Source organism: Mycobacterium sp. IS-1264 (assembly GCF_001954195.1).
Classification (GTDB): Bacteria; Actinomycetota; Actinomycetes; order Mycobacteriales; family Mycobacteriaceae; genus Mycobacterium.
The window spans coordinates 146,597-168,737 of the sequence record NZ_MBES01000067.1; the positions used below are offsets into that span (position 1 = coordinate 146,597).

General features: G+C 67.6%; 20 protein-coding genes and 1 pseudogene. 6 read left to right on the top strand and 15 right to left on the bottom strand.

The window, feature by feature from the left end:
* Window positions 1–33: 33 nt before the first annotated feature.
* The 4 genes from A5744_RS16300 to fgd all read right to left on the bottom strand — a co-directional run bounded on the left by A5744_RS16300 (window position 34) and on the right by fgd (window position 5,271).
* Window positions 34–897 (bottom strand): hypothetical protein, encoded by an 864-nt coding sequence (locus A5744_RS16300; protein ID WP_076062695.1) that lies wholly within the window; start codon window positions 895–897, stop codon window positions 34–36.
* Window positions 898–1,021: 124 nt separating this feature from the next.
* Window positions 1,022–2,179: an acetate kinase gene (locus tag A5744_RS16305; RefSeq protein WP_076062696.1), complete on the bottom strand. Its 1,158-nt coding sequence runs from the start codon at window positions 2,177–2,179 to the stop codon at window positions 1,022–1,024.
* Window positions 2,169–4,268: a phosphate acetyltransferase gene (gene pta, locus A5744_RS16310; protein ID WP_076062698.1), complete on the bottom strand. Its 2,100-nt coding sequence runs from the start codon at window positions 4,266–4,268 to the stop codon at window positions 2,169–2,171. Before pta ends, A5744_RS16305 begins: the two co-directional genes overlap by 11 nt.
* Window positions 4,261–5,271: a glucose-6-phosphate dehydrogenase (coenzyme-F420) gene (fgd, locus tag A5744_RS16315; protein ID WP_076062700.1), complete on the bottom strand. Its 1,011-nt coding sequence runs from the start codon at window positions 5,269–5,271 to the stop codon at window positions 4,261–4,263. The genes pta and fgd overlap by 8 nt, the downstream gene beginning before the upstream one ends.
* A 30-nt stretch (window positions 5,272–5,301) precedes the next feature.
* Between fgd and A5744_RS16320 the strand changes: the two genes are divergently transcribed.
* Both A5744_RS16320 and A5744_RS16325 read left to right on the top strand, forming a co-directional pair.
* Window positions 5,302–6,048: an MBL fold metallo-hydrolase gene (locus tag A5744_RS16320; RefSeq protein WP_076062702.1), complete on the top strand. Its 747-nt coding sequence runs from the start codon at window positions 5,302–5,304 to the stop codon at window positions 6,046–6,048.
* 10 nt (window positions 6,049–6,058) lie between these two features.
* On the top strand, window positions 6,059–6,484 hold the full coding sequence (locus A5744_RS16325; RefSeq protein WP_076062704.1) for a nuclear transport factor 2 family protein: 426 nt from the start codon (window positions 6,059–6,061) through the stop codon (window positions 6,482–6,484).
* On the opposite strand, the gene A5744_RS16330 is transcribed toward A5744_RS16325, so the two are convergent.
* From A5744_RS16330 to A5744_RS16355, 6 genes are read right to left on the bottom strand one after another with little or no spacing between them, the layout of a single operon-like run.
* Window positions 6,456–7,814: an NtaA/DmoA family FMN-dependent monooxygenase gene (locus tag A5744_RS16330; protein ID WP_076062706.1), complete on the bottom strand. Its 1,359-nt coding sequence runs from the start codon at window positions 7,812–7,814 to the stop codon at window positions 6,456–6,458. The two genes, A5744_RS16325 and A5744_RS16330, sit on opposite strands and share 29 nt — an antisense overlap.
* Window positions 7,811–8,932 (bottom strand): LLM class flavin-dependent oxidoreductase, encoded by a 1,122-nt coding sequence (locus tag A5744_RS16335; RefSeq protein WP_076062707.1) that lies wholly within the window; start codon window positions 8,930–8,932, stop codon window positions 7,811–7,813. The genes A5744_RS16330 and A5744_RS16335 overlap by 4 nt, the downstream gene beginning before the upstream one ends.
* A complete protein-coding gene (locus A5744_RS16340; protein ID WP_076062709.1) occupies window positions 8,929–10,026 on the bottom strand; it encodes an LLM class flavin-dependent oxidoreductase in 1,098 nt (365 codons plus the stop codon). The genes A5744_RS16335 and A5744_RS16340 overlap by 4 nt, the downstream gene beginning before the upstream one ends.
* Window positions 10,023–10,520, bottom strand: a complete 498-nt coding sequence (locus A5744_RS16345) for a GNAT family N-acetyltransferase (protein WP_076062711.1) — start codon at window positions 10,518–10,520, stop codon at window positions 10,023–10,025. The genes A5744_RS16340 and A5744_RS16345 overlap by 4 nt, the downstream gene beginning before the upstream one ends.
* A gap of 47 nt (window positions 10,521–10,567) precedes the next feature.
* Window positions 10,568–11,485, bottom strand: coding sequence for an SAM-dependent methyltransferase (locus A5744_RS16350; protein WP_076062713.1), 918 nt, complete (start codon window positions 11,483–11,485; stop codon window positions 10,568–10,570).
* Entirely contained in the window at window positions 11,482–11,847 is a 366-nt protein-coding gene (locus tag A5744_RS16355; RefSeq protein ID WP_076062714.1) for a DUF3054 domain-containing protein, read from the bottom strand. The genes A5744_RS16350 and A5744_RS16355 overlap by 4 nt, the downstream gene beginning before the upstream one ends.
* Before the next feature lie 32 nt (window positions 11,848–11,879).
* On the opposite strand from A5744_RS16355, the gene A5744_RS16360 reads away from it, so the two are divergent.
* On the top strand, window positions 11,880–13,064 hold the full coding sequence (locus tag A5744_RS16360; protein ID WP_076062716.1) for an acyl-CoA dehydrogenase: 1,185 nt from the start codon (window positions 11,880–11,882) through the stop codon (window positions 13,062–13,064).
* 28 nt (window positions 13,065–13,092) lie between these two features.
* Window positions 13,093–13,701: a hypothetical protein gene (locus tag A5744_RS16365; protein WP_076062718.1), complete on the top strand. Its 609-nt coding sequence runs from the start codon at window positions 13,093–13,095 to the stop codon at window positions 13,699–13,701.
* Here A5744_RS16365 and A5744_RS16370 read toward each other — a convergent pair.
* Both A5744_RS16370 and A5744_RS16375 read right to left on the bottom strand, forming a co-directional pair.
* Window positions 13,698–13,946, bottom strand: a pseudogene (locus A5744_RS16370) (DUF4436 family protein); the annotation flags it as partial. The gene A5744_RS16365 and the pseudogene A5744_RS16370 sit on opposite strands and share 4 nt — an antisense overlap.
* Window positions 13,947–14,134: 188 nt before the next feature.
* Window positions 14,135–15,517: an HNH endonuclease signature motif containing protein gene (locus A5744_RS16375; RefSeq protein WP_076062720.1), complete on the bottom strand. Its 1,383-nt coding sequence runs from the start codon at window positions 15,515–15,517 to the stop codon at window positions 14,135–14,137.
* Between the two features lie 370 nt (window positions 15,518–15,887).
* Here A5744_RS16375 and A5744_RS24430 point away from each other — a divergent pair, with 370 nt between their 5' ends.
* Together A5744_RS24430 and A5744_RS16385 are read left to right on the top strand one after the other, a co-directional pair.
* Window positions 15,888–17,585: a serine/threonine-protein kinase PknH/PknJ gene (locus tag A5744_RS24430; protein ID WP_076062804.1), complete on the top strand. Its 1,698-nt coding sequence runs from the start codon at window positions 15,888–15,890 to the stop codon at window positions 17,583–17,585.
* Window positions 17,586–17,824: 239 nt separating this feature from the next.
* On the top strand, window positions 17,825–19,204 hold the full coding sequence (locus A5744_RS16385) for an NAD(P)/FAD-dependent oxidoreductase (RefSeq protein WP_076062721.1): 1,380 nt from the start codon (window positions 17,825–17,827) through the stop codon (window positions 19,202–19,204).
* On the opposite strand, the gene A5744_RS16390 is transcribed toward A5744_RS16385, so the two are convergent.
* The 3 genes from A5744_RS16390 to purT are packed head-to-tail and all read right to left on the bottom strand — an operon-like array spanning window position 19,201 to window position 22,060.
* The gene (locus A5744_RS16390) at window positions 19,201–20,421 is read right to left on the bottom strand and encodes an O-succinylhomoserine sulfhydrylase (protein ID WP_076062723.1); all 1,221 of its coding nucleotides are present in this window, start codon (window positions 20,419–20,421) and stop codon (window positions 19,201–19,203) included. The two genes, A5744_RS16385 and A5744_RS16390, sit on opposite strands and share 4 nt — an antisense overlap.
* The gene (locus tag A5744_RS16395; RefSeq protein ID WP_139329434.1) at window positions 20,418–20,840 is read right to left on the bottom strand and encodes a rhodanese-like domain-containing protein; all 423 of its coding nucleotides are present in this window, start codon (window positions 20,838–20,840) and stop codon (window positions 20,418–20,420) included. Before A5744_RS16395 ends, A5744_RS16390 begins: the two co-directional genes overlap by 4 nt.
* Entirely contained in the window at window positions 20,837–22,060 is a 1,224-nt protein-coding gene (gene purT, locus A5744_RS16400) for a formate-dependent phosphoribosylglycinamide formyltransferase (RefSeq protein WP_240563066.1), read from the bottom strand. The genes A5744_RS16395 and purT overlap by 4 nt, the downstream gene beginning before the upstream one ends.
* Window positions 22,061–22,141: the final 81 nt, after the last annotated feature.

Genomic DNA, 22,141 nt, shown 5'->3' on the forward strand with positions numbered 1-22,141 from the left:
CGAGTGTGCATCCTGGGCGGCCTGCGCGCACACTCAAAGCCCTTGGTGCACACTCGATGCGGCCAGCGCGGATTTGACTCGTCGGATGGTAGCGGCGGGGTTGTCCTCAGCGACGACCCGGACGATGGTCCAACCCAGTCGCTCCAGCATCTCCTGCCGCCGAATGTCTTTGACGTACTGCCGGCGTTCGCTGCGGTGATGGTCGCCGTCGAGTACGACGGCGACCATCCGCTCCTCCCAGCCCATGGCGAGGTAGGCGACCGGAATGCCGTCGACACCCAGCACCGGGATCTGGGTCTGCGGCCTCGGCAGACCCGCATCGATGAGCAGCAGGCGCAGGTAGCTCTCCCGCGGCGACTGCGAGCCCGCGTCAACCAGCTCCAGCGCGGCCTGCAGCCGCCGGATTCCAGGCGAGCCCGGATGGCCTGCGGCGATTCGCAATACGTCGTCGACTTTGAAGCCCGTCGCATATGCCAGCGTGTCCAGCCGCGCAACGGCCGAATGAACAGCCCCGCGCCGGCCGATGTCGAACGCGGTTCGCTCGGGCGTGGTGACGGCGCGGCCGTCGATAATCTGCGTCTCGCCGTCGAGCAGCGCGTCGCGCCGCGTCAGCACGCCGCGAGGTGCGCGGGGATTGGCATGGATCAGCTCCACCGGAACATCGTCGGGAATCCATTCGGCGCCATGCAATCTGGCGGCGGCGGCGCCCGCAATCGTCGCCCGACGGCCCGACCAGAGCCAGGCGCCCGCGATACGCCGTTCGAGCGACGCCTCTCCATCCCGCGAAAGATAGACATTAGGAAACAGCGCGCGGTAGTAGCTGCGCAGTTGGTGGCGGGTCACCTCGCCCAGCTTCAGTGCCTCGCTACCGATGAACGGTTCTCCCAGGTGCCGCATGCCGCGACACTTGCACAACACGGCCAATCGCGACTTCGTCTATGCACAGTGCTCATCGAGTGTGCATCGTGGGCGGCGTGATCGCACACTCAGAGCCCTCAACGCACACTCGCGACTAAACCTTTTAGGTTGAGCTGCCCAACAGGCTGACGCAGTCGCGGGCGATGGCGAGCTCTTCGTCGGTCGGGACCACCAGCACGGTGATCGGCGAGTCGTCGGCGGAAATCTGTCGCGCACCCTTGCCGGCCCCGAGGTTGCGCGCCTGGTCGAGCACGATGCCCAGCTCCTCCATGCCGGCCACGGCGTCGCGGCGCACCGCCGGATCGTTCTCGCCGATTCCGGCGGTGAAGCTGATCACGTCGGTATGGCCGAGCACCGCCAGGTAGGCGCCGATGTACTTGCGTAGCCGGTGAATGAATACGCTGTAGGCCAATTGCGCTGCGCTGTCTCCTGATTCGATCATCGCCCGCAACCGGCGGAAGTCACGCTCGCCGGCCAGGCCCCAGACGCCTGAGCGGTGGTTGAGCATCGACTCGATCTCGTCCACACTCATCTTCGCGGTGCGCCACAGGTAGCCGATCACGCCCGGGTCGATGTCACCGCTGCGGGTCCCCATCACCAGGCCCTCCAGCGGGGTCAGGCCCATCGAGGTGTCGATGGGCCGGCTGTCGGCGATCGCCGAGGCCGAGGCGCCGTTTCCCAGATGCAGCACGATCTGCTTCAGGCCGTCGCGCGGCCGGCCGAGAAACGCGGCGGCCTGCTCGCTGACATACCGGTGCGACGTGCCATGAAATCCGTAGCGGCGGATCTGCCACCGCTCGGCCAGGCCACGGTCGATGGCGTAGGTCGACGCCGCGGGCGGCAAATCATGGAAGAACGCCGTATCGAACACCGCGACGTGCGGAACCCCGGGCAGCAGCTTCCGCGCCACCTTGATTGCCCGCACCGCGGGCGGATTGTGCAACGGGGCAAGTTCCGACAGCGCGTCGAGGTCGGCGATAACCGCGTCGTCGACCAACGTCGGAGCATGAAACTTGTTGCCTCCGTGAACGACCCGGTGCCCGACCGCCAGCAGGCCGCACGACTTCAGGTCTATGCCGCCCTCGGCCAGGTGCTCGAACGCCAGGCGCAACGCCTCCTCATGGTCGGCGACCCGAGACGACGGCTCGCCGATGCTCTCGACGTTGCCGGTCGCGCGGGCCGTGCCCGAATCGGGGTCGACCAGCTGGTATTTCAGCGATGACGAGCCGGAGTTGATCACCAGGACAGTGCTACCGGCCATCGTGCACGCCCTGCGCCTGAATCGCGGTGATGGCAATGGTATTGACGATGTCTTCGACCAGCGCACCGCGGGATAAGTCGTTCACGGGCTTGCGCAGACCCTGCAGTACCGGCCCGATCGCGATCGCCCCGGCGCTGCGCTGCACCGCCTTATAGGTGTTGTTGCCGGTGTTGAGGTCGGGAAAGATCAGCACCGTGGCGTGACCGGCCACCGGCGAGTCACGCAGCTTGGTGGCCGCGACCGAGGGTTCGATCGCGGCGTCGTACTGGATGGGCCCCTCGACCGGCAGCTGCGGGTCCCGCGCGCGCACCAACTCCGTTGCCGCCCTGACCTTGTCGACGTCGACGCCGGAGCCCGAATCGCCGGTGGAATAGGACAGCATGGCCACTTTCGGCTCGATGCCGAACTGGGCGGCGGTGCGCGCCGAGCTGATCGCGATGTCCGCGAGCTGTTCGGGCGTGGGATCCGGGACGATCGCGCAGTCACCGTACGCCAGCACCCGATCGGACAGGCACATCAGAAAGACGCTCGACACCGTGGAGACGTCCGGAGCGGTCCTGATGATCTCGAACGCCGGGCGAACGGTGTGCGCCGTGGTGTGGACGGCACCGGACACCATGCCGTCCACCATGCCGTTGTGCACCAGCATGGTCCCGAAATACGAGACGTCGTGCATCATCTCGTGTGCCTGCTCGACGGTGGTGCCCTTCTCCTTGCGCAACTCGGCGTACTGTTCGGCGAACCGGTTTCGCAGGTCCTCGTCGTCCGGGTCGACGATCTTTGCCGCGCTCAGGTCGACCCCGAGTTCCGCCGAGCGCAAACGGATCCGGGCCTCGTCGCCCAGGATGGTCAGGTCGGCGATGCACCGCTTGAGCACCCGTCCGGCCGCCTTGAGGATCCGGTCGTCGTCGCCCTCGGGCAGCACGATGCGCTTGCGATCCGAGCGCGCCTGCTGCGACAGCCGGTGGGTGAACATCTGCGGCGTGGTGACCGTCGGGATCGGAATGGCAAGCTGCGCCAGCAGATCCGCGATATCCACATGGCGCTCCATCAGCTCCACGGCCGTGTCGATCTTGCGCTGCGACGTGGCGGTGACCCGGCCGCGCGCCGAGGCGACCGCGCTGGCCGCGTCGTAGGTGCCCAGCTCGGTGGCGATGATGGGTAGCCGCAGCCGCAGACCCGACACCAGCGCCGAGATCGACGGATGCAGGTCGAATCCGCCGTTGAGGATCAGGCAGCACAGTGACGGAAAGCCTTCGGCCGCATGGGCGCTCGCGACGGCCAGCACGACGTCGGAACGGTCGCCGGGGGTGATTACCGCCGTGGCGTCGCGGAGCCGTTCCAGCACGTGGTCCGCCGTCATCCCGGCCACCAGCACGTTCATCGCCTCGCGTCCCACCAGCTCGGCGTCTCCGCTGACCAGCGTCCCGCCCACCGCTTGCTGCAATTCGGCCACCGTCGGCGCCGACAGCAGCGGATCGTCCGGCAGCACATAACTGGGCGGGACGAACGAGCGCAGCGCTTCCGCGACGGCGTCCAGTTCCGTGGGCTCACAGCGGTTGGCCACGACCGCGGCGGTGTGGGCGCGCTGGGCCAGCAGCTCGGCGAGGCACAGGGTGACGACGCTGGCGACTTCGGTTGGGCTGCGGCCCTTTCCGCTCACCGTCAGCAGCACCGGGGCGCCGAGGTTGACCGCGATCCGGGCGTTGGCCGAGAGCTCGGCGGGGCTCGCTGCCCCTCCCAGGTCGGTAAAGTCGCTGCCGACGATCACCACCGCGTCGCACTCCTGCGCCATCGCGTGGTAGGCGTCGACGATGGTGGCGATCGCGGCGTCGGTATCGGCGTGCAGCTGCTGGTAGGTGACGCCGACGCACCGCTCGTAGGGCAGCCCCGCGGTGGTGCGCGTCAGCAGCAATTCCAGGATGTAGTCCCGATCGCCGTCGTGGCGGGCAATCGGCCGGAACACACCGACTTTGGCGACGGTCGCGGTCAGTCGGTTGAGCAGCCCCAGCGCGATCGTCGACTTGCCGGTCTCGGGCTCGGGCGCCGCGATGTAGATCCCCGAACCGGCTCCAGCGGCTTCAGCCAAGTCGCCGCAACCTGGGCGCCAGGTCCTTTTCGAAGAGCTCCAGGAACCGGCGCTGGTCGTGGCCGGGCGCGTGGAACACCAAGTGGTTGAGGCCCCATTGCACGTACTGGCCGACCTTTTCGACCGCCTCGTCGGGATCCGACGCCACGATCCAGCGCTTGGTGATCTGCTCGATCGGCAGCGCGTCGGCGGCCTTCTCCATCTCGATCGGGTCGTCGATGCTGTGCTTCTGCTCGGCGGTCAGCGACAGCGGCGCCCAGAATCGGGTGTTCTCCCGGGCCAGTTCGGGGTCGGTGTCGTAGGAGATCTTGATCTCGATCATCCGGTCGACGTCGTCGGGGTTTTTGCCCGCCGCTTCGGCGCCCTCGCGCATCGCGGGGATCAGCTTGTCCTTGTAGAGCTCTTCGCCCTTGCCGGAGGTGCAGATGAACCCGTCGCCGGCGCGCCCGGCGTACTTGGCGACCTGCGGTCCGCCCGCGGCGATGTAGATCGGGATACCGCCCTCGGGCACGTCGTAGATCGACGCGCCCTTGGTCTTGTAGTACTCGCCCTCGAAGTCGACGCGGTCGCCGAGCCACAGTTCGCGCATCAACCGCACCGACTCGCGCAGCCGCGCATAGCGCTCCTTGAACTCCGGCCACTCGCCCTCGTATCCGGTGGCGATCTCGTTGAGAGCCTCGCCGGTGCCGACACCGAGGAAGATGCGGTTCGGGTACAGGCAGCCCATCGTGGCGAAGGCCTGGGCGATGACGGCGGGGTTGTACCGGAAGGTCGGCGTGAGCACCGACGTGCCCAGGACGAGCCGTTCGGTGCGTTCGCCGACGGCGGTCATCCAGGCCAGTGAAAACGGGGCGTGTCCGCCCTTGTGCCGCCACGGCTGGAAGTGATCACTGACGGTGGCGCTGTCCATGCCGTGCGCTTCGGCGGCGACAGCCAGTTCGACGAGCTCGCGCGGAGCGAATTGTTCAGCGGAGGCTTTGTATCCAAGTTTGAGTTCGGCCACGGGTTATTTCTACTCCTACACTCGGGGGACATGGGACCGGCACCGAACCTTGTTCAGGTCACCGACACCGTGTACCTCGCCCAGGGTCCGGCCGTTAACTGGACGGTGGTTGTCGACGGGACCGGCGTCATGCTGATCGACGCCGGCTACCCCGGCGACCGGGAGGCGGTACTGGCCTCGCTGCGGCAGCTGGGCTACGGCGCGGGCGACGTTCGCGCCATCCTGCTGACGCACGCGCACATCGACCACCTGGGCTCGGCGATCTGGTTCGCGAGCGAGCACGGCACACCCGTGTACTGCCACGCCGACGAAGTGGGCCACGCCAAGCGGGAGTACCTGGAACAGGTGTCGATTCTCGATGTCGCCCTGCGCATTTGGCGGCCGCGGTGGGCGGTCTGGGGCCTCCACGTGGTCCGCAGTGGCGGCCTGATCCGCGACGGCATCCCGACCACGCAGCCGCTGACCGCCGAGACGGCCGCCGGCCTGCCCGGTCACCCGATGGCCATTGCCACGCCCGGGCACACCAGCGGGCATTGCTCGTACGTCGTCGACGGGGTGCTGGCCAGCGGCGACGCGTTGATCACCGGCCATCCGTTGCTGCGGCACAGCGGGCCGCAGCTGCTACCGGCGGTGTTCAGCCACAGCCAACAGAATTGCCTGCGCAGCCTGAGCGCGCTCGCGCTGCTGGACATCGAGGTGCTGCTGCCCGGTCACGGCGATGTGTGGCGCGGCCCCGTCCGGGAGGCGACCGATCGGGCACTCGCGCTGGCGCAATGAAAGGAGGGACATGTCAAGCAACGAAAGTTTTCAGCAATCCGCCGAACGGATCTACCACGACTGGGACGAAGCGCTCAGCAACGACGACGTGGAGGCGCTACTCGCGCTCTACGCCCCCGACGCGGTCTTGGAGAGCCCGGCGGTGCCGTTGACGATGGGCACCGAGACCGGGGTGTGCCGCGGGCACGACGAGTTGCGGCCGCTGCTCGAACGGGTCGCGGCGCGAAAGCCGCCGTTGCGCACCTACTACCGGACCGGCTATCTCACCGACGGCAACCGGACGATGATCTTCGAGTACCCGCGCGCTACACCCGACGGCGAGCAGATGGATTTCGTCGAGGTCATGGAGATCGCCGACGGCCTGATCCAGCGCCACTGCGTCTACTGGGGCTGGCGCGGCGTCAAGGTCATCCAGGACGACGCGTATCACAAGTGAGCCCAAGGTGATCGCGTAGCGTTTCGCCGCTGTACTCGGTGCGAAACGCGCCGCGCTCCTGCAGGAGCGGGACCACGCGATCGACGAACTCGTCCAAACCATGGGGTGTCAGGTGGGGCACCAGGATGAACCCGTCGCAGGCGTCGGCCTGGATGTAAAGGTCGATCTCGTCGGCGATTCGGGCGGGGGTGCCGACGAACTGCTGCCGGCTGGTGACGGCGATGACGAGCTCGCGGATCGACAGGTTGTCGGCTGCAGCGCGCTCGCGGTAGCGGCGGGCCACCGCGACCGGGTCACCGTGGCGCACCCGCCCCTGGGTGATGTCGCTGTCGACGACCGGATCGAAATCGGGTAGCGGCCCGTCCGGGTCGTGGTCGGAGAGCTCGCGGCCCCACACCTGCTCGAGCATCGCGATCGCCGTCGCGCCGCTGACCTGCTGATAGCGGATGTGGCGGGCCTTCTCCTCCGCCTCGGCGTCGGTGTCGCCGATGACGAAGGTCGCCGCCGGAAAAACCTTGAGCCGGTTGGGGTCTCGGCCGTAGGACGTGGCCCGGCCCTTGACGTCGGCGTAGTAGCGCTGCCCGTTTTCCAGCGACGAATGCAGGGTGAACAGGGCATCGGCGTGCCGGGCGCCGAACGCGCGCCCGTCGTCGGAGTCGCCGGCCTGCAGCAGGATCGGATGGCCTTGCGGTCCGGCGGGCACCGCCGCGAAGCCGCGCACCTCGAACTGTGGGCCCGAATGTTCGACGCTGTGGATCCGGTCCGGTTGGACGTAGACCCCGGCTTGCACGTCGGCCAGCACGGCATCGGCGTCCCAGCTGTCCCAGAACTGGCGGGCGACGGTAAGAAACTCCTCGGCGCGCAAGTAGCGGTCGGCGTGCTCGAGAAATCCGCCGCGCCGGAAGTTGGCGCCGGTGAAGGCGTCCGACGACGTGACGATGTTCCATCCGGCGCGGCCGCCGGACAGGTGATCGAGGGTCGCGAATTGCCTTGCCACTTCGAATGGTTCGTTGAAGGTGGTGTTGATCGTGCCGGTCAGCCCGATCCGGTCGGTGACGCCCGCCAGGGCCGCGAGCACGGTGAAGGTGTCCGGCCGGCCCACCACATCCAGGTCGTAGATGCGGCCGCGGTGCTCGCGCAGCCGCAGCCCCTCGGCCAGGAAGAAGAAGTCGAACAGTCCGCGCTCGGCGGTGCGGGCCAGGTGCACGAACGAGTCGAAATCGATCTGGCTGCCCGCGTTGGGATCGGTCCACACGGTGGTGTTGTTGACCCCGGGGAAGTGGGCGGCTAAGTGAATGGGCTTGCGCTGCTTGCCCTCCCGAACGCTCATTCGGCCAGTCCCCATCGTTTGGCGATGAGCTCGTGCGAGCGCAGGCGGTCGGTGTGGCGGTGGGTCACCGAGGTGATGACGAGTTCGTCGGCGTCGGTAGCCCGCTGCAGGGTGTGCAGGCGCTCGGCGACTTCATCCGGATTGCCCACGAATTGGGTTGCTATCCGGTCTTTTACCACGGCCAGCTGTTCGTCGGTCAGCGGCGCGCAGTGGTCGGGGTCGGGATACGGGATGGCGCCGCCCCCGGCCCGGATCGAGTAGACCCACTGGCCATAGCTGGACGCCAGGTGTGTGGCGGTGGCGCTGTCGTCGGCCACCACGATGTCGGCCGACACCACGACATAGGGCCGCGCCAATGCCGCCGACGGCACGAAGGCGTCCCGGTAGGCGTCGATGGCGTCCAGCGCGGTGGCGGGGGTGATGTGATAGCTGGCGACGAACGGAAGGCCCAGCGCGCCGGCCACCTTGGCGCTGCGCCCCCTGCTGCTGCCGAAGATCCACGGCGTGAGCGCCGCGCCCTCGCCGGGCACCGCATGCAGGTCGAAGCCGTCGACTTCGTAGGTGCCCGTGAGCATGGCGATGATGTCGCCCAGTTGCTCTTCGAAGTCGGGCGCGACCGCCTCGGGCTGCTGCAGGACCGACATGCTCGCCTTGACCCGGCCGCTGCCCAGCAACCCCCGCAGGTCGAACGGCGGCGGGATCACCACCCCGTCGACCTCGCGCCACTCGCGCGTCGGTTCCGGCCTTGGGGGTCGCGGACCTTTCGGCTTCGAAATTCGTCGCTGGGCCGAGCGGCCCAAGCCGAGATCGATGCGGCCCGGATAGAACGCGTCCAGCATGCCGAAGCTCTCGACCACCGCCGCGGCCGTGGTGTGGCTGAGCTGCACCGCACCCGATCCGACGCGAATCGTGTTGGTAGCGGCCGCGATTTGTCCGATCAACACGGCCGGTGCGGCACTGGCGACCGCGACGAAATGATGCTCGGCGATCCAGAAGCGGCGGAAACCCCACTCCTCCGCGCGCTGGGCCAGCTCGATGGTGTTGCGCAACGCCGTCGCGACGTCACCGCCTTCGCTGACCGGAGCGAGGTCCAGGATCGAGATCGGTACCCCGTTCATCGGTTGACCGCCGTGTACCGGTTGACGGCGACCGGCAGGCCGAGGCGCGCGCGCAGCGTTTCGCCGTCCCGATAGCCGTCGCGGAACCGTCCGGCCCGCTGCAGCAGCGGCACCACCTCGTCGACGATCGCCGGAAGGTCGGTGGCGTTGACGGCCGGCCGCAGCCGCGCACCGTCGATGCCCAGCCGTTGCCATTCCACTAGCAGGTCCACCAATTCCTTTGCGCTGCCGGCGAAGACGAGCGCATCGGACCGGAAGTCCCCGTTGCCGTCGAACGACACGACCACGTCGGCGAACACCTTCAGCTCGGTGCCGCCCGCCGTGCGCACCTCGCCGAGAATGCCGCGGACCGATGCCTCGTCGGTGGGCGTGACGAAGACGAGATCTGCGGTGGCGGCGGCGAATTCGTACACGGGGCCGGCGTGCGCCAACGCGGCCACCACCGGCTGACCCTGCGGCGGGCGCGGCGTGATCGAGGGCCCCTTGACGGAGAAGTACTTGCCGGCGAAGTCGATGTAGTGCAGCTTGTCCGTGTCGACGTAGCGCCCGGTGGCCACGTCCCGGATGATCGCGTCGTCCTCCCAGCTGTCCCACAATCGCCGCACCACGTCGACGTACTCGGTGGCCTCGTCGAAGAGCGGAATTTGGGACGCGTCGCGCCGGCCGAACAGCACGGCCTCGTGTGTGGTGACGCTCACCCGCGGTTGCCAACCCGCCCGGCCGCGCGAGACAAAGTCAAGGGTGGCAATGGCTTTGGAGATGTGAAACGGCTCGGTGTGGGTCACCGTGGCCACCGGGATCAGCCCGATGTGGCGCGTCGCCGGCGCGATGCGGGCCGCGATCAACACGGCGTCGCCGCGGCCGGTCAGGCGATCGGGATGAATGCGCTCGCCCCGGCCGATTTGCGGCATCAACGTGTCATCGATGGTGAGGAAGTCGAGCAACCCGCGCTCGGCGGTGGCCGCCAGGTGAGACCAGTAGTCGCCGCTGAGCACCGATGGGGTTTCTGGGTCGGACGCCAGCGTGGAACGCCAGGCCTGCGGGTGCCAGCCGTACCCGTCCAGTGCGACGGCCAGATGCAGCGGAGCGGTCATGCGGGTCCCCCCGCGAGGATCTTCTCGAACGCGATGGGATGAAACGGTCCCCAGGACGGCATCGGCTCGGCCGGCACCCGGGTGTACCCGGTCGCGTCGTACAGCGCCTCGGCCTCGGGCTGGCGATTGCCGGTGATCAGGTACAGCCGCCGGTAGCCGCGCGTCGCCGTCTCCGCCTCCAGCGCCGCCAGCAACGCCTTCGCGTACCCGCAGCGCCGATGCGCGCGGTCGGTCCAGATCCGCTTGAGTTCGGCCGTCTCGTCGTCGAAACGCCGGAACGCGCCACCCGTCACCGGCACGCCTTCCAGCACGCCGATCAGCAGCCCGCCGTCCGGCGCGGCCAGCTCCTCGGCCGGCACCGGCAACCAGGCCAGGTGCGCACTCGGCGTACCGCCGTATCGCTGCGCGTATTCGACGGCCAGCTCGGCCAGCAGCGGCTGCGCCAGGGGGTCATCCTGGGCGGCGGCTACGAACCGAAGCTGAGAACTGGGCATCACCTAACTGTCTAACGCCTGCTACGTGGATGCATTCCGGCCAGGGCTCAACCGCGCGGCCGGGACCGGGTGGCGGTGACGTACCGCGGGGTGATCGCCTCGTCTTCCGGGCTGCCGCGCCACCGGCCGGCCATTCCGATCGGGGCGAATAAATCCGCGACCTTCCGCTCGACCGTTTCCCAGCCGCGGGCCGCCAGATGCTGGGGAACATAGCGGTATTCGCCTGAATAGGTCAGCCCGGCCAGATCGACGTCCAGCCCCTCCTGGCGCCAGATATCCATAAACGCCCGCCCCTCCTCCAACTGCGTGGGGGTCCACGTGGGCATGTGATCGGCGGCGAGCCGGCTACCGGTAGCGCTGGCCGCCGTGAGTGTTTCGAGTAACCGATTCTGTGCGTCGGGCGCCAGGTACCCAACCAACAGCCCCTCGGCAACCCATACCGTCCGTTGGGAGGCGTCAAAACCCACACGCCGCAGCCCGTCCAGCCAATCCTCACGAAGATCGATGCCGATCGCGCGGCGGTTCGCGGTCAGTTCGGCGCCCAGCCCGCGTAGCACGTCTGTCGTGAAATCCACGATTTCCGGCTGATCGATTTCATACACCGTGGTCCCCGATGGCCACCACAGCCGATACGGCCGGGTGTCCATCCCGCACCCCAGGTTCACCACTTGTCGTATGCCGGCCTTCCCGGCCTCGGCGAGGTATTCGTCCACGAATCGCGTGTGTGCCGCAAGGACATCGATGAGCCCGGTAACTACGGGCGATCTGCCGGCGTCATCGGCGTACCGCTGGTCCTCGATCAACCTGGTGAAGTAATCCACGCCCGCGGCACGAACCAGGTGCTCGGCGAACGGGTCGTTGATGAGCCCCTTGTTGGTGCCCACCGCCCTCGCGACGGCGCCGAACGTCGCGGTCATTCCGACGCCGGTGGCCGGATTCCAGGTGTCGTCGTCGGTCCGTGTCATCGTCGGTTTACGCCGTGCCGCGCGGTCAGCCCGAGGGCGGCTCGCCAACCGAGCAGCAGGACCGCGGTGACCGATGCCGCGACCAGTACGAAACTCGCCGCCACCCCGGCCGAGCTGGCCTTGCGCAGCAGCATGCCCACCGCCACCGTGCACAGCCACACGACCACCCCGGTGGGAACCACGGCCGTCGGGCGCTGCCAAGCCCGGGACACCAGCCACCCGACGACGGTTCCGGTGAGAAACGGCCATGCCGTCGTCGCGACACCCCCGATGGTGAGCCCTTCGGCGTGGCTGCGGCGTCCGAGGGCGCAGAACACCAGGACAGCGACGACGTCCACGAGCAGGTACGCCATCCTCCGCATGCCGCGAGACTACCGGGTGGCAGGCTGGCCATATGAGCGCCGATTCACCCCCCGCCTTCGACCGATACGACCCGCTCGGCCTCGACGCATCCCTGTCGAGCGACGAGATCGCGGTGCGCGACACCACCAGGAAGTTCTGCGCCGAACACGTCCTGCCCTATGTGGCGGAGTGGTTCGAGATCGGCGACCTGCCGGTCCGCGAGCTCGCCAAGCAGTTCGGCCAGCTCGGGCTGCTCGGCATGCACCTGCACGGCTACGGCTGCGGTGGGGCGTCGGCCGTGCACTACGGCCTGGCCTGTACCGAGCTGGAGGCCGCCGACTCCGGCATTCGGTCGATGGTCTCGGTGCAGGGATCGCTGGCGATGTTCGCGATCTGGAACTTCGGCTCGGAGGAACAGAAGCAGCAGTGGCTGCCCGGCATGGCCGCGGGCGAGCTGCTCGGCTGCTTCGGGTTGACCGAACCCGATGTCGGGTCCGACCCCGCGGCGATGAAAACCACTGCGCGGCGCGATGGTTCGGGCTGGGTGGTCAACGGTCGCAAGCTGTGGATCACCAACGGCTCGGTCGCCGACGTCGCGGTCGTGTGGGCCAATACCGACGACGGGATCCGCGGGTTCATCGTCCCCACCAAGACGCCCGGATTCGCCGCGAACACGATTCACCACAAGCTGTCGCTGCGGGCATCGATCACCAGCGAACTGGTGCTCGACGACGTGCGGCTGCCCGCCGACGCGCTGCTGCCCGAGGCAAAGGGGCTGCGGGGGCCGCTTTCCTGCCTGTCCGAGGCGCGCTACGGGATCATCTGGGGGTCGATGGGTGCGGCCCGGGCGGCCTGGCAATCCGCGCTGGATTACGCCACGCAGCGCACCCAATTCGGCCGTCCGATCGCCGGATTCCAGTTGACCCAGGCGAAACTCGTCGACATGGCGGTCGAACTGCACAAGGGCCAGCTGCTGTCGCTGCACCTCGGCCGCCTCAAGGACAGCGTCGGGCTGCGTCCGGAGCAGGTCAGCTTCGGCAAGCTCAACAACACCCGTGAGGCGCTCAAAATCTGCCGGGATGCGCGAACGATATTGGGCGGCAACGGGATATCGCTGGAGTATCCCGTGATACGGCACATGGTCAACCTGGAGTCGGTGCTGACGTACGAGGGCACCCCCGAGATGCACCAACTGGTGCTCGGCCAGGCGTTCACCGGCAGCGACGCCTTCCGCTGATGGCGGCCGGCCGGTAGCCTCGGAAACTATGGCGCTTCGCATTGGCGCGGCTATCGCGGCGGGTGTGCTGTCGCTGAGCGCCGCGGCCGGAACACCCACGGCGACCGCCGATGTCACGCTGCCGGCGATGACGTCAGGCGGGGGCGGAGCGATCATCGGCGGCGGCAACAACACCGGGATCGCACAGCAGTTGACGAGCCTGGGGAATCCGAATGTCCAAGAGGTGGACGGCTCGGACGCGGCCCAGTTCATCACGGCGGCCGCGGCGGTGAGCAACGCGCAGCTCGCCGCACCCTTCGGGCTGTTGCGCCGGGCGCTTGCCTGCCAGACCAACAACGCCGGATTCGGGGCGCGCGCCTACCGACGCAACGACGGCCTGTGGGGAGGGGCGATGCTCGTTGCCGCGAAGAGCACCGCCGGCAACGTCGACGCCCTTGCGAGTTGCGCCAAAACGAATTGGCGCAGGCCGACGACCGGCAACCAGACGTCGATGTGCGACAACGGCTGGACCACGCCGAACTCCTTCGAAAGTCGGGGCGGCGAAGCCTATTACATCTTGCTCGCCGGTACGGCGAACGACTTCTGCAATCAGCTCAACGGCAAGTACAAGACGAACGCGGGCCCCTGGCCGTTCTAAGTCGCCGGCTTGTCGGGCTTAAGGTGTCGCCACCAGCAGGACAGGTACAGCAGCATCGAGCCGACCAATGCGACGATGACCCACCGCACGACCGAGACATCGATCCAGGACCCCAGCGGCGGTGAGTCCGGAAGGGCATTGCGCAGCGGTATCACCGCAAAAAGCATTGCGGCGTACCAGGTTGTCATCGGCGGTTGGAAATGTCGCCGGTCACGCGCCGTCTGGGCCGCGACCCAGACACCTACTTTCGAAGTTGACCGTCACCGCGGTTCCTCCGGCAGCGGGCTGACCTTGAGTAAGTTCAATGGGACAGCCACAACCGGACCTCGCGTAAAGCGTCATCGTGGTGATATAGGCCGCAACGAACAGTGTAAGGGCGCGATGGGTCTGTTCGGCGCAGTACCCTACGCCACAAGCGCTTTCAGTATCCGCGCTAAAAGGGCGGTGGGTCGGCCGCCATTCGGGCTTCGTTGATGCCGCGTTCCCAACCGATGCGGGCGGCGCGGTCGGCGGCGCGAGTTCGTCGTCGCAGCGGCATCATGATTCCGCGGTTGTGTTGCGGCGCCGGCATGCCGGCCGGCAGGGTCAGCGTCCCGGTCGGGACGGCTAGCGCCGGAAAGAGCACGGCACCAAACGGTTTCGTGGTGTACGTGCGACCGGACGGAGACGTCCACACCACGGTTCCGTCCGGCAACTGAAGATCGCGCCACTCGCTATAGAAGGTCTTGAGCAGATGGTGGTGGCGGCACAGAAGTTTGAGGTTCGACGGGTGGGTGGGACCGAGCGGAAACGGCACGGTGTGGTCGATATCGCAGACCTCAGCCGGCGCGTCGCAACCGGGGAATCGGCATGTCAGATCGCGAAAACGGACGAATTCGGCCAACGCCGCAGAGGGTCGGTAACCGGCTTCGGACTTCGGCTGCGCAATCGGAAGCGATTTGATCTTGGCGGAAGCAGCCAGATCGCGAAGCAGCGGCGCGGGCACAGCGCCGAACCCTGGTAGGTATGCCGGAGTTTGCGAGTCGCCATTGACCGCCGCCTCTTCGGCTAGCACATGAATGACAACATTGGTGTTCGGATCCCGTTGCGCGGCAGCGCAATCCACCGCGCCGCAGTGACAGCGCAGCCCCTCCAGCCCGGCGGCCAGCGCACCGAGCGCGTCGGCGCGCCGCTGCTTTTTGGTCCGCGGGTCGTCCCGGCAGACGGTATCGGCCAGCTCGTCGAGGGCGCGATCCAACGCGGCCCCGTCGGTGGAGTGCAGCTGCGCATAGAACCCGGCGAGCCCGGGAGCCGCGGGCAGAAACTCGACATAGCGATCGTCGCTGCGCTGTCGGGGCACCCGCAGACCGGCCGGGTCGAAGCGGGCCACCCACATATCGACACGTTCGACCAACTTGCGCTCCGAAAATTGCATCCATCGTCGGGCATGCTGAGCCAATGCGGCGTCCAGCCCTGCGATCACCTCGGCATCCTCGATCAATTCGGTGCGAGACACGACCGTTGTGATCAACCGCAAATCGACATCTCCGCGCGCGAACACCTCTGCAACCCGGGGCAGGCGCTCCCGCAACGCAATCGCGTAGCGCAGCCGACCCGCAGCCCGGCCACGGCTGATACGCATCGCCGCGGCCACCTCGGCCACCACGTTGTCGTGTCCGTCGACGGCCCAGTTGAACTGGTCGGCATCGTCGGCCGGGGCCCGGCGCGCGTACAGCTCGCCGATCGCCGCCAACTCACGCGCGCACTCGGCGTTCTGCGCGCGTGCCGCGGCGGTGATGGCATCCACCACGGCGCCGTCGTCCATTTCATCGAACATGTGTTCGATTATAGAAGGTGCTTCCGACAACACACAGCCCGACGAATCGCACGTGGTGCTTCCTACCTTCGATCGCCATCAGAATGACGACGAGCGCCTCAGGAAGTTTGCCAGTGGAGATGCGACCTGTGCCGAGGCGACACGGGATCGCTATCGGGCCTCGGGCCGCCGCAGTGTAGTCGGGCCGCGGAATGGCCCGGCAGCCGATATGGGTTCGGGCGATGGAGGGTTTGCGGCATCTGGAGTTTGACGCGGTTGGGGAGTGTTGACGAACTGGCCTCCGTCGATCCGGGCGGGTCGCATACTGATGCCTGAGATGTGTTTTGGCTGCCGCGTGGCGTAGGCGGCGGGGGGTGTGGTGCCAGAGTCGATGGTTGGTGGTAGCGCCGCGGGTTGGCCGGGACGGGCCGGGTCGCGGTTTGGGCATTATCTGCTGCGCCGGCTGTTGGGCCGGGGCGGGTTCGGGGAAGTGTATGAGGCCGAAGACACCGTGATGGATCGGGTTGTGGCGTTGAAGCTGATGGCGCCTGCTTACTCGGGTAACTCGGTGTTTCGGCAGCGGTTGTACCGCGAGGCACGCACCGCCGGGCGCCTGCATGAGCCGCACGTGGTGCCCATCCACCACTGCGGGGAGATCGACGGACAGCTGTTCATCGATATGCGTTTGATCGAGGGCACCGACCTGCAGGCCGTGCTGGCGGCTGATGGGCCGCTGGAGCCGGCGCGGGCCGTGGCGATTGTGCGCCAGATCGCCTCCGCGCTGGATGCCGCGCACGGCGCGCAGGTGATCCACCGTGACATCAAACCGGCCAACATTCTGCTAACTGGTGAGGATTTCGCCTGCCTGGTCGATTTCGGTTTGGCGAATGCGGCCACCGACGCCAAGTTGACCAGCTCGGGCACCACGATCGGAACGTTTGCCTACATGGCTCCCGAGCGGCTGGGTAACACCGAAGTGGATCACCGCGCCGATGTGTACGCGCTGACGTGTGTGCTCTATGAGTGTTTGACTGGCTTCCCGCCATATGCCAGCGGGGACCTGCCGGCGCTGATCACCGCGCACCTCAGCGCGCCGATCCCGCGCCCCAGCGAGGCACGACCGCAGGTCCCGGCTGGGTTTGATGACGTGATTGCGCGTGGCATGGCCAAGAACCCGCAGGATCGCTATGACAGCGCTGGTGAGCTCGCCCGCGCCGCCCACCACGCATTGACCGCAGTGGGCCAAGACCACGCCGACACCATCCTGGCCAGCACCGAGGCCGCGGCCGCCGGTGAACCCACCCAGGCCGCCCGCCCAGTCAAGCCTCCCGCCCGGCGCAAAAACCGTGTCGCCACCGCCGCAGGGGTTGTCGGGGTGGTTGTCGCGCTCCTCATCATCGGCGCGATGGCCTTGCTGGTGCACGACAACGCGGGGCCGCCCCCGACGACCACGACCCCCGCCACCACTACGACCAGCATGACCACCCCGACCACCGCGCCTCCGGTCGCCGCTGAGGCGCTGCAGGGGTTGTGGCTCAGCCCCGAACAAATCAACAGCGCGGTGGGCTCCACCAAGATGACGGTCGCGGCAACCTCCGCCGCGATGAACGACGCCAGCGCCCAAGTGGCCGACAAGGCCTGCCTACCCGCGCAGGGCCCGGCGCAAGCCACGGTTTACGAGGGCAGCGGGTGGAGCACCGTGCGCGAACAGGGCCTACACGAACCGGGCAATTTCAGTCATTTCGTCCTTCAGGCTCTGGTGTTGTTTCCTTCCGCGCACGACGCGGATGCGTTCTTCGCCTCCTCCGCCCAACGATGGCCGGCGTGCTCAGACCGTCGATACACGGTGACCCAGCCAGGCGTACCCGATACGGAATGGACTGTGGGGCCGGTATCTAGCAGCAACGGCACCCTGAGCGTCACCAAGACCGGCAGGGCCGCCGGGGCGACGGTGACCTGTCAGCGGGCGCTGACCGTGGCCAACAACGTCGCCGTCGACGTCGGCGTGTGTAGCAACAACCTGTCTGACGCTCAGTCCAACTCCGCGGTGAACGTCGCTCGTCAAATCGCCGCCAAAGTTGCCGCTTAGCAGCAACCGGGCGCACAACGTTTGCGCGCCATGTCGGTGGCCAGCGCGCAAACGGAGTGAGCTGGGACCAGGCACCCGACGGAGGTTCGAACGTCGCATTTCACCAACGGTTTTCAGCGCCAGAAGCCGCCAATGCCTCAACGCCGCCTAACAAACAACCCTCGACATCAATATTGATCGCAGGTCACGTTCGTCACGTCATAGGGTGGGTATGCGCTGCGAAGGCGAAAGGGGTAGCTATGTCACGCCATCGCGTGGTCATCATCGGAAGCGGATTCGGCGGCCTGACCGCGGCCAAGGCGCTCAAACGGGCCGACGTGGACATCACGCTGATCTCCAAAACGACCACGCACCTGTTCCAGCCGCTGCTATATCAGGTGGCGACGGGGATCCTGTCCGAAGGCGACATCGCCCCGACGACCCGGCTGATCCTCCGCAAGCAACAGAACGTCCGCGTGCTGTTGGGTGAGGTCAACGCCATCGACCTCAACGCGCAGACCGTCACGTCGAAGTTGATCGACATGGAGACCGTGACCCCGTACGACAGCCTCATCGTGGCCGCGGGCGCGCAGACCTCTTACTTCGGCAACGACCAGTTCGCCACCTTCTCGCCCGGCATGAAGACCATCGACGATGCCCTAGAGCTGCGCGGCCGCATCCTGGGCGCGTTCGAGGCGGCCGAGGTCGCCACCGACCCGGCCGAGCGGGAGCGGCGCCTGACCTTCGTGGTCGTCGGCGCCGGGCCGACGGGCGTCGAGGTGGCCGGACAGATCGTCGAACTCGCCGAGCGCACGCTGGCCGGGGCGTTTCGCACCATCAAACCCAGCGATTGCCGGGTGATCCTGCTCGACGCCGCCCCGGCGGTGCTCCCGCCGATGGGAAAGAAGCTGGGCCTCAAGGCGCAACGCCGGCTGGAGAAGATGGATGTCGAGATCCAGCTCAACGCGATGGTGAGCGCCGTCGACTACAAGGGCATCACCATCCGGGACAAGGACGGCGGCGAACGGCGCATCGAATGCGCCTGCAAGGTATGGGCGGCCGGAGTGCAGGCCAGCCCGCTGGGCAAGATGATCGCCGACCAGTCCGACGGAACCGAAGTCGACCGCGCCGGGCGGGTGATCGTGGAACCCGATCTCACCGTCAAGGGGCACCCGAACGTCTTCGTCATCGGCGATCTGATGTCGATGCAGGGCGTGCCCGGGATGGCGCAGGGCGCGATCCAGGGCGCGCACTACGCCACCACGGTGATCAAACACGGACTCAAGGGGCAGGACGACCCGCCAAACCGCAAACCGTTCAAGTACTTCGACAAGGGCAGCATGGCGACGGTGTCGCGATTCAGCGCCGTGGCGCAGGTCGGCAAGCTGGAGTTCGGCGGCTTCATCGCGTGGCTGGCCTGGTTGGTGCTGCACCTGTATTACCTGATCGGCCACCGCAACCGCATCGCGGCCATGTTCGCCTGGGGCATCTCCTTCCTGGGGCGCACCCGCGGTCAGATGGCCATCACCAGCCAGATGGTCTACGCCAGGGTGGTGACGAACTGGATGCAGGCACACGCGGAGGAAGGGGCGCTGGCCGCGGCCGAGCGCGCCGATGCCGCCGAAAGGCAAGCGGGCTAGCTCAGCGCCCGGTCGATGTCCGCGATCAGGTCGTCGGCGCCTTCCAGCCCGACCGAGATGCGGACCACGTTGTCGCCCAGCCCGATCGCGGCGCGGCCCTCGGGGCCCATCGCCCGGTGCGTCGTCGTCGCCGGGTGGGTGACAAGCGATTTGGCGTCGCCCAGGTTGTTGGAGATGTTGATCAGCTGCAGCTTGTCCAGCACGTCGAAGGCCCGTTGCTTGGCCGCGCTTTCCGCACAGTCGAGCGCGAAAGTGACCACGGTGCCGCCCCCGGTCATCTGACGTTTGGCCAGATCGTACTGAGGGTGTGACGTCAGATAGGGATAGCGCACCCAGCTCACCGCCGGATGAGACTCCAGGAATTCCGCGATCCGCTGCGCCGACGAATTGGCATGTTCGACGCGAATCGCCAGCGTCTCAAGGCCTTTCAGCAATACCCAGGCGTTGAAGGCGCTCATCGCCGGACCGGTGTGGCGCATCAGCTTCTGCACCGGACCGTCGATGTACTCCTTGTCGCCAAGGATGGCGCCACCCAGCACCCGGCCCTGACCGTCGATGTGCTTGGTACCCGAGTACACCACCACGTCGACTCCCAGCGGAATGCCCTGCTGTAGCAGCGGCGTGGCAAACACGTTGTCCAGCACCACCTTTGCCCCGGCGGCGTGGGCCAGTTCGGTGACGGCGGCAATGTCGACCAGCGACTGCATCGGATTCGACGGCGTCTCGAAGAACACCGCCGCGGTGGGCACCGACAGCGCCCGCTCCCACTGCGCGAGGTCGTCGCCGTCGACGAACACCGTCTCTACGCCCCAACGCGGCAGGATCTCGTTGCACACCACGAAGCACGACCCGAACAGGCTGCGGGAGGCGACCAATCGGTCCCCGGCGGCGAGCAGCGCGCCCAGCGAGGTGAACACCGCGGCCATGCCACTCGCGGTGGCGAATGCCGCGGGCGCCCCTTCGATCAGCCGCAACCGTTCCTCGAACATGGACACGGTGGGGTTGCCGTATCGGGAGTACACGAAGCGGTCGATTTCGCCGGTGAACGACTTCTCCGCGTCGGCGGCCGACTCGTAGACGTAGCCGGACGTCAAATACATTGCCTCGGCGGTCTCGTCGAAGCCGGACCGCAGGATCCCGCCGCGCACCCCGGTGGTGGCCTGGCTGACGCCGTCGGGCAGCGGCTGGGGAATGCGGACCGACGGAACGTCGGTCATAACTGCTTCCAGGGCAATCCTATTGCCCGCCAACCTGTTTCGCCCCGATGGCCGTGAGCGTTGAGATGACCTTCAAAGCCGTCCAGCACGTTGTAGGCCGGGGTGATGCCGACCTCGGTCGCGACCTCGGCGGCTCCGATGGAGCGGTTGCCCGAGCGACACAGGAATACCACCGGCCGCTCTTCGCCGTCCGCTGCGGGCGGGATGTGGTTCCGCAGTTCGGCCGCGAAGTTCTCGTTGCGCGTCCCGTCGGTCGTATTCCACTCGATGTACACCACGTCCCGGCCGAGGCTGGACAGGTCGGGCACACCGACGAACCGCCATTCGGCATCGGTGCGTACGTCGACCAGCACCGCCTGGGGGTTGTCGCTGAGCATCTTCCATGCCTCGAGCGGCGTGATATCTCCTGCGTAGCTCACCCGCGTGAGTCTCGCATATTCACCGCCGTCGCCACCTGTCGGGCGCGGTCCCGCGCGACGGCCACGGCCGGCGCTGTGGCGAGCGCCACACCGAGTTGGCGCGCCGCACCCGCGGGTGGGCCGAACACCAGGAGATCGCCTTCCGGAACCGCGAGCGCGCCGCTGAGCGCGTCGGCGCCGGGAAACCCGCCCCCGTCTGTCCGCGGGATCGGGTGGGCGGCACCCGGCGAAATCATGATCGTGTCCACCGGCAGACCGAGAATGGCGCGTGCCTGCAGATCGAACACCGAAAGCCGCTGGGTGCGCAGCGTTACCCAGGCGCTCTGCCGCGGGTATGCGGTGACGTCGTTGAAGTACACCTCGTCGCCGTTGATCATCAATTCGACGCCGAAGACCCCGCGCCCACCGAGCGCCTTGACGATGCGCGCGGCGACGGATCTGGCGGCGTCCATAGCGGCGCCGCTCATTTCTTGGGGTTGCCAGGATTCCAGCAGGCCGGCCTCGGCGCGGCGATGACCGATGGGCGGGCAGAACTCGATCACCGGCCCGCGCGCGCCTTCGCTGCGCACCGCGAACAGGGTGACGTCGAATTCGATCTCGACCACCGCCTCGGCCAGCACCCGCGGTTGTGCATGACCGCCCGCGGCACGCCGCCAGGCGGGCCCGATGTCGTCGGGTCCGTCGACCATCGATCGTCCCGGGCCCGCCGGCCCCCTGACGGGTTTGACCAGCAGCGGATACCCCGCGTGCGCGGCCACCGCCTCGAGCTCGCCGACCGATCCGGCGAACCAGAACGGCGCCGTGGGCAGGCCCAGCTGGTCGGCGGCCAGCCGGCGCAGGCCCTCACGGTCGGCGCTGAGCCGCACGGCGCGGGCGCTGGGCACCGCTTCGGCGAGCTCGTTGTGGGTCCCGGTGGCCAGGGCGTCGAGGGCATCGACGGAGACCGCCTCGGCGGCGGTCACCACGAAGTCGGGTTGCAGCCGCAGGAAGGCCGCCGACAGCTCGTCGGAGTCGGTCATGGCGATGACGACCGATTGGTCGGCGACCCGGTGCGCGGGCGCACCCGCATAACCGTCGACCGCGATCACCTCGGCGCCCAGCCGCCGCAAGGCGATCGTCAGCTCCCGGCCGAGCTCGTCGGAACCCAGCAGCATCACGCGCGGCCGCACGTCGCCGTCCGCGCCGGCGCGCGATTCGCCAGTCTGCGGGGCCACCACGATCGCCGACGTTTTGTCGTCGTCGGCGGGTCCGTGGGTCAAGCCGTCAGTCACTGCACAAGGATAGGTCGGCGGCGCAAAAGC

What these genes read in the sequence shown, in the direction of transcription:
- A5744_RS16355 (WP_076062714.1), bottom strand. Translation starts at nt 11,847, where the DNA reads ATGCGGAGGATGGCGTACCTGCTCGTGGACGTCGTCGCTGTCCTGGTG.
- A5744_RS16365 (WP_076062718.1), top strand. Translation starts at nt 13,093, where the DNA reads ATGGCGCTTCGCATTGGCGCGGCTATCGCGGCGGGTGTGCTGTCGCTG.
- A5744_RS16390 (WP_076062723.1), bottom strand. Translation starts at nt 20,421, where the DNA reads ATGACCGACGTTCCGTCGGTCCGCATTCCCCAGCCGCTGCCCGACGGC.
- A5744_RS24430 (WP_076062804.1), top strand. Translation starts at nt 15,888, where the DNA reads ATGGTTGGTGGTAGCGCCGCGGGTTGGCCGGGACGGGCCGGGTCGCGG.
- A5744_RS16360 (WP_076062716.1), top strand. Translation starts at nt 11,880, where the DNA reads ATGAGCGCCGATTCACCCCCCGCCTTCGACCGATACGACCCGCTCGGC.
- A5744_RS16330 (WP_076062706.1), bottom strand. Translation starts at nt 7,814, where the DNA reads ATGAGCGTTCGGGAGGGCAAGCAGCGCAAGCCCATTCACTTAGCCGCC.
- A5744_RS16300 (WP_076062695.1), bottom strand. Translation starts at nt 897, where the DNA reads ATGCGGCACCTGGGAGAACCGTTCATCGGTAGCGAGGCACTGAAGCTG.
- A5744_RS16340 (WP_076062709.1), bottom strand. Translation starts at nt 10,026, where the DNA reads ATGACCGCTCCGCTGCATCTGGCCGTCGCACTGGACGGGTACGGCTGG.
- A5744_RS16335 (WP_076062707.1), bottom strand. Translation starts at nt 8,932, where the DNA reads ATGAACGGGGTACCGATCTCGATCCTGGACCTCGCTCCGGTCAGCGAA.
- A5744_RS16375 (WP_076062720.1), bottom strand. Translation starts at nt 15,517, where the DNA reads ATGTTCGATGAAATGGACGACGGCGCCGTGGTGGATGCCATCACCGCC.
- A5744_RS16345 (WP_076062711.1), bottom strand. Translation starts at nt 10,520, where the DNA reads ATGCCCAGTTCTCAGCTTCGGTTCGTAGCCGCCGCCCAGGATGACCCC.
- A5744_RS16385 (WP_076062721.1), top strand. Translation starts at nt 17,825, where the DNA reads ATGTCACGCCATCGCGTGGTCATCATCGGAAGCGGATTCGGCGGCCTG.
- A5744_RS16305 (WP_076062696.1), bottom strand. Translation starts at nt 2,179, where the DNA reads ATGGCCGGTAGCACTGTCCTGGTGATCAACTCCGGCTCGTCATCGCTG.
- A5744_RS16320 (WP_076062702.1), top strand. Translation starts at nt 5,302, where the DNA reads ATGGGACCGGCACCGAACCTTGTTCAGGTCACCGACACCGTGTACCTC.
- A5744_RS16350 (WP_076062713.1), bottom strand. Translation starts at nt 11,485, where the DNA reads ATGACACGGACCGACGACGACACCTGGAATCCGGCCACCGGCGTCGGA.
- A5744_RS16325 (WP_076062704.1), top strand. Translation starts at nt 6,059, where the DNA reads ATGTCAAGCAACGAAAGTTTTCAGCAATCCGCCGAACGGATCTACCAC.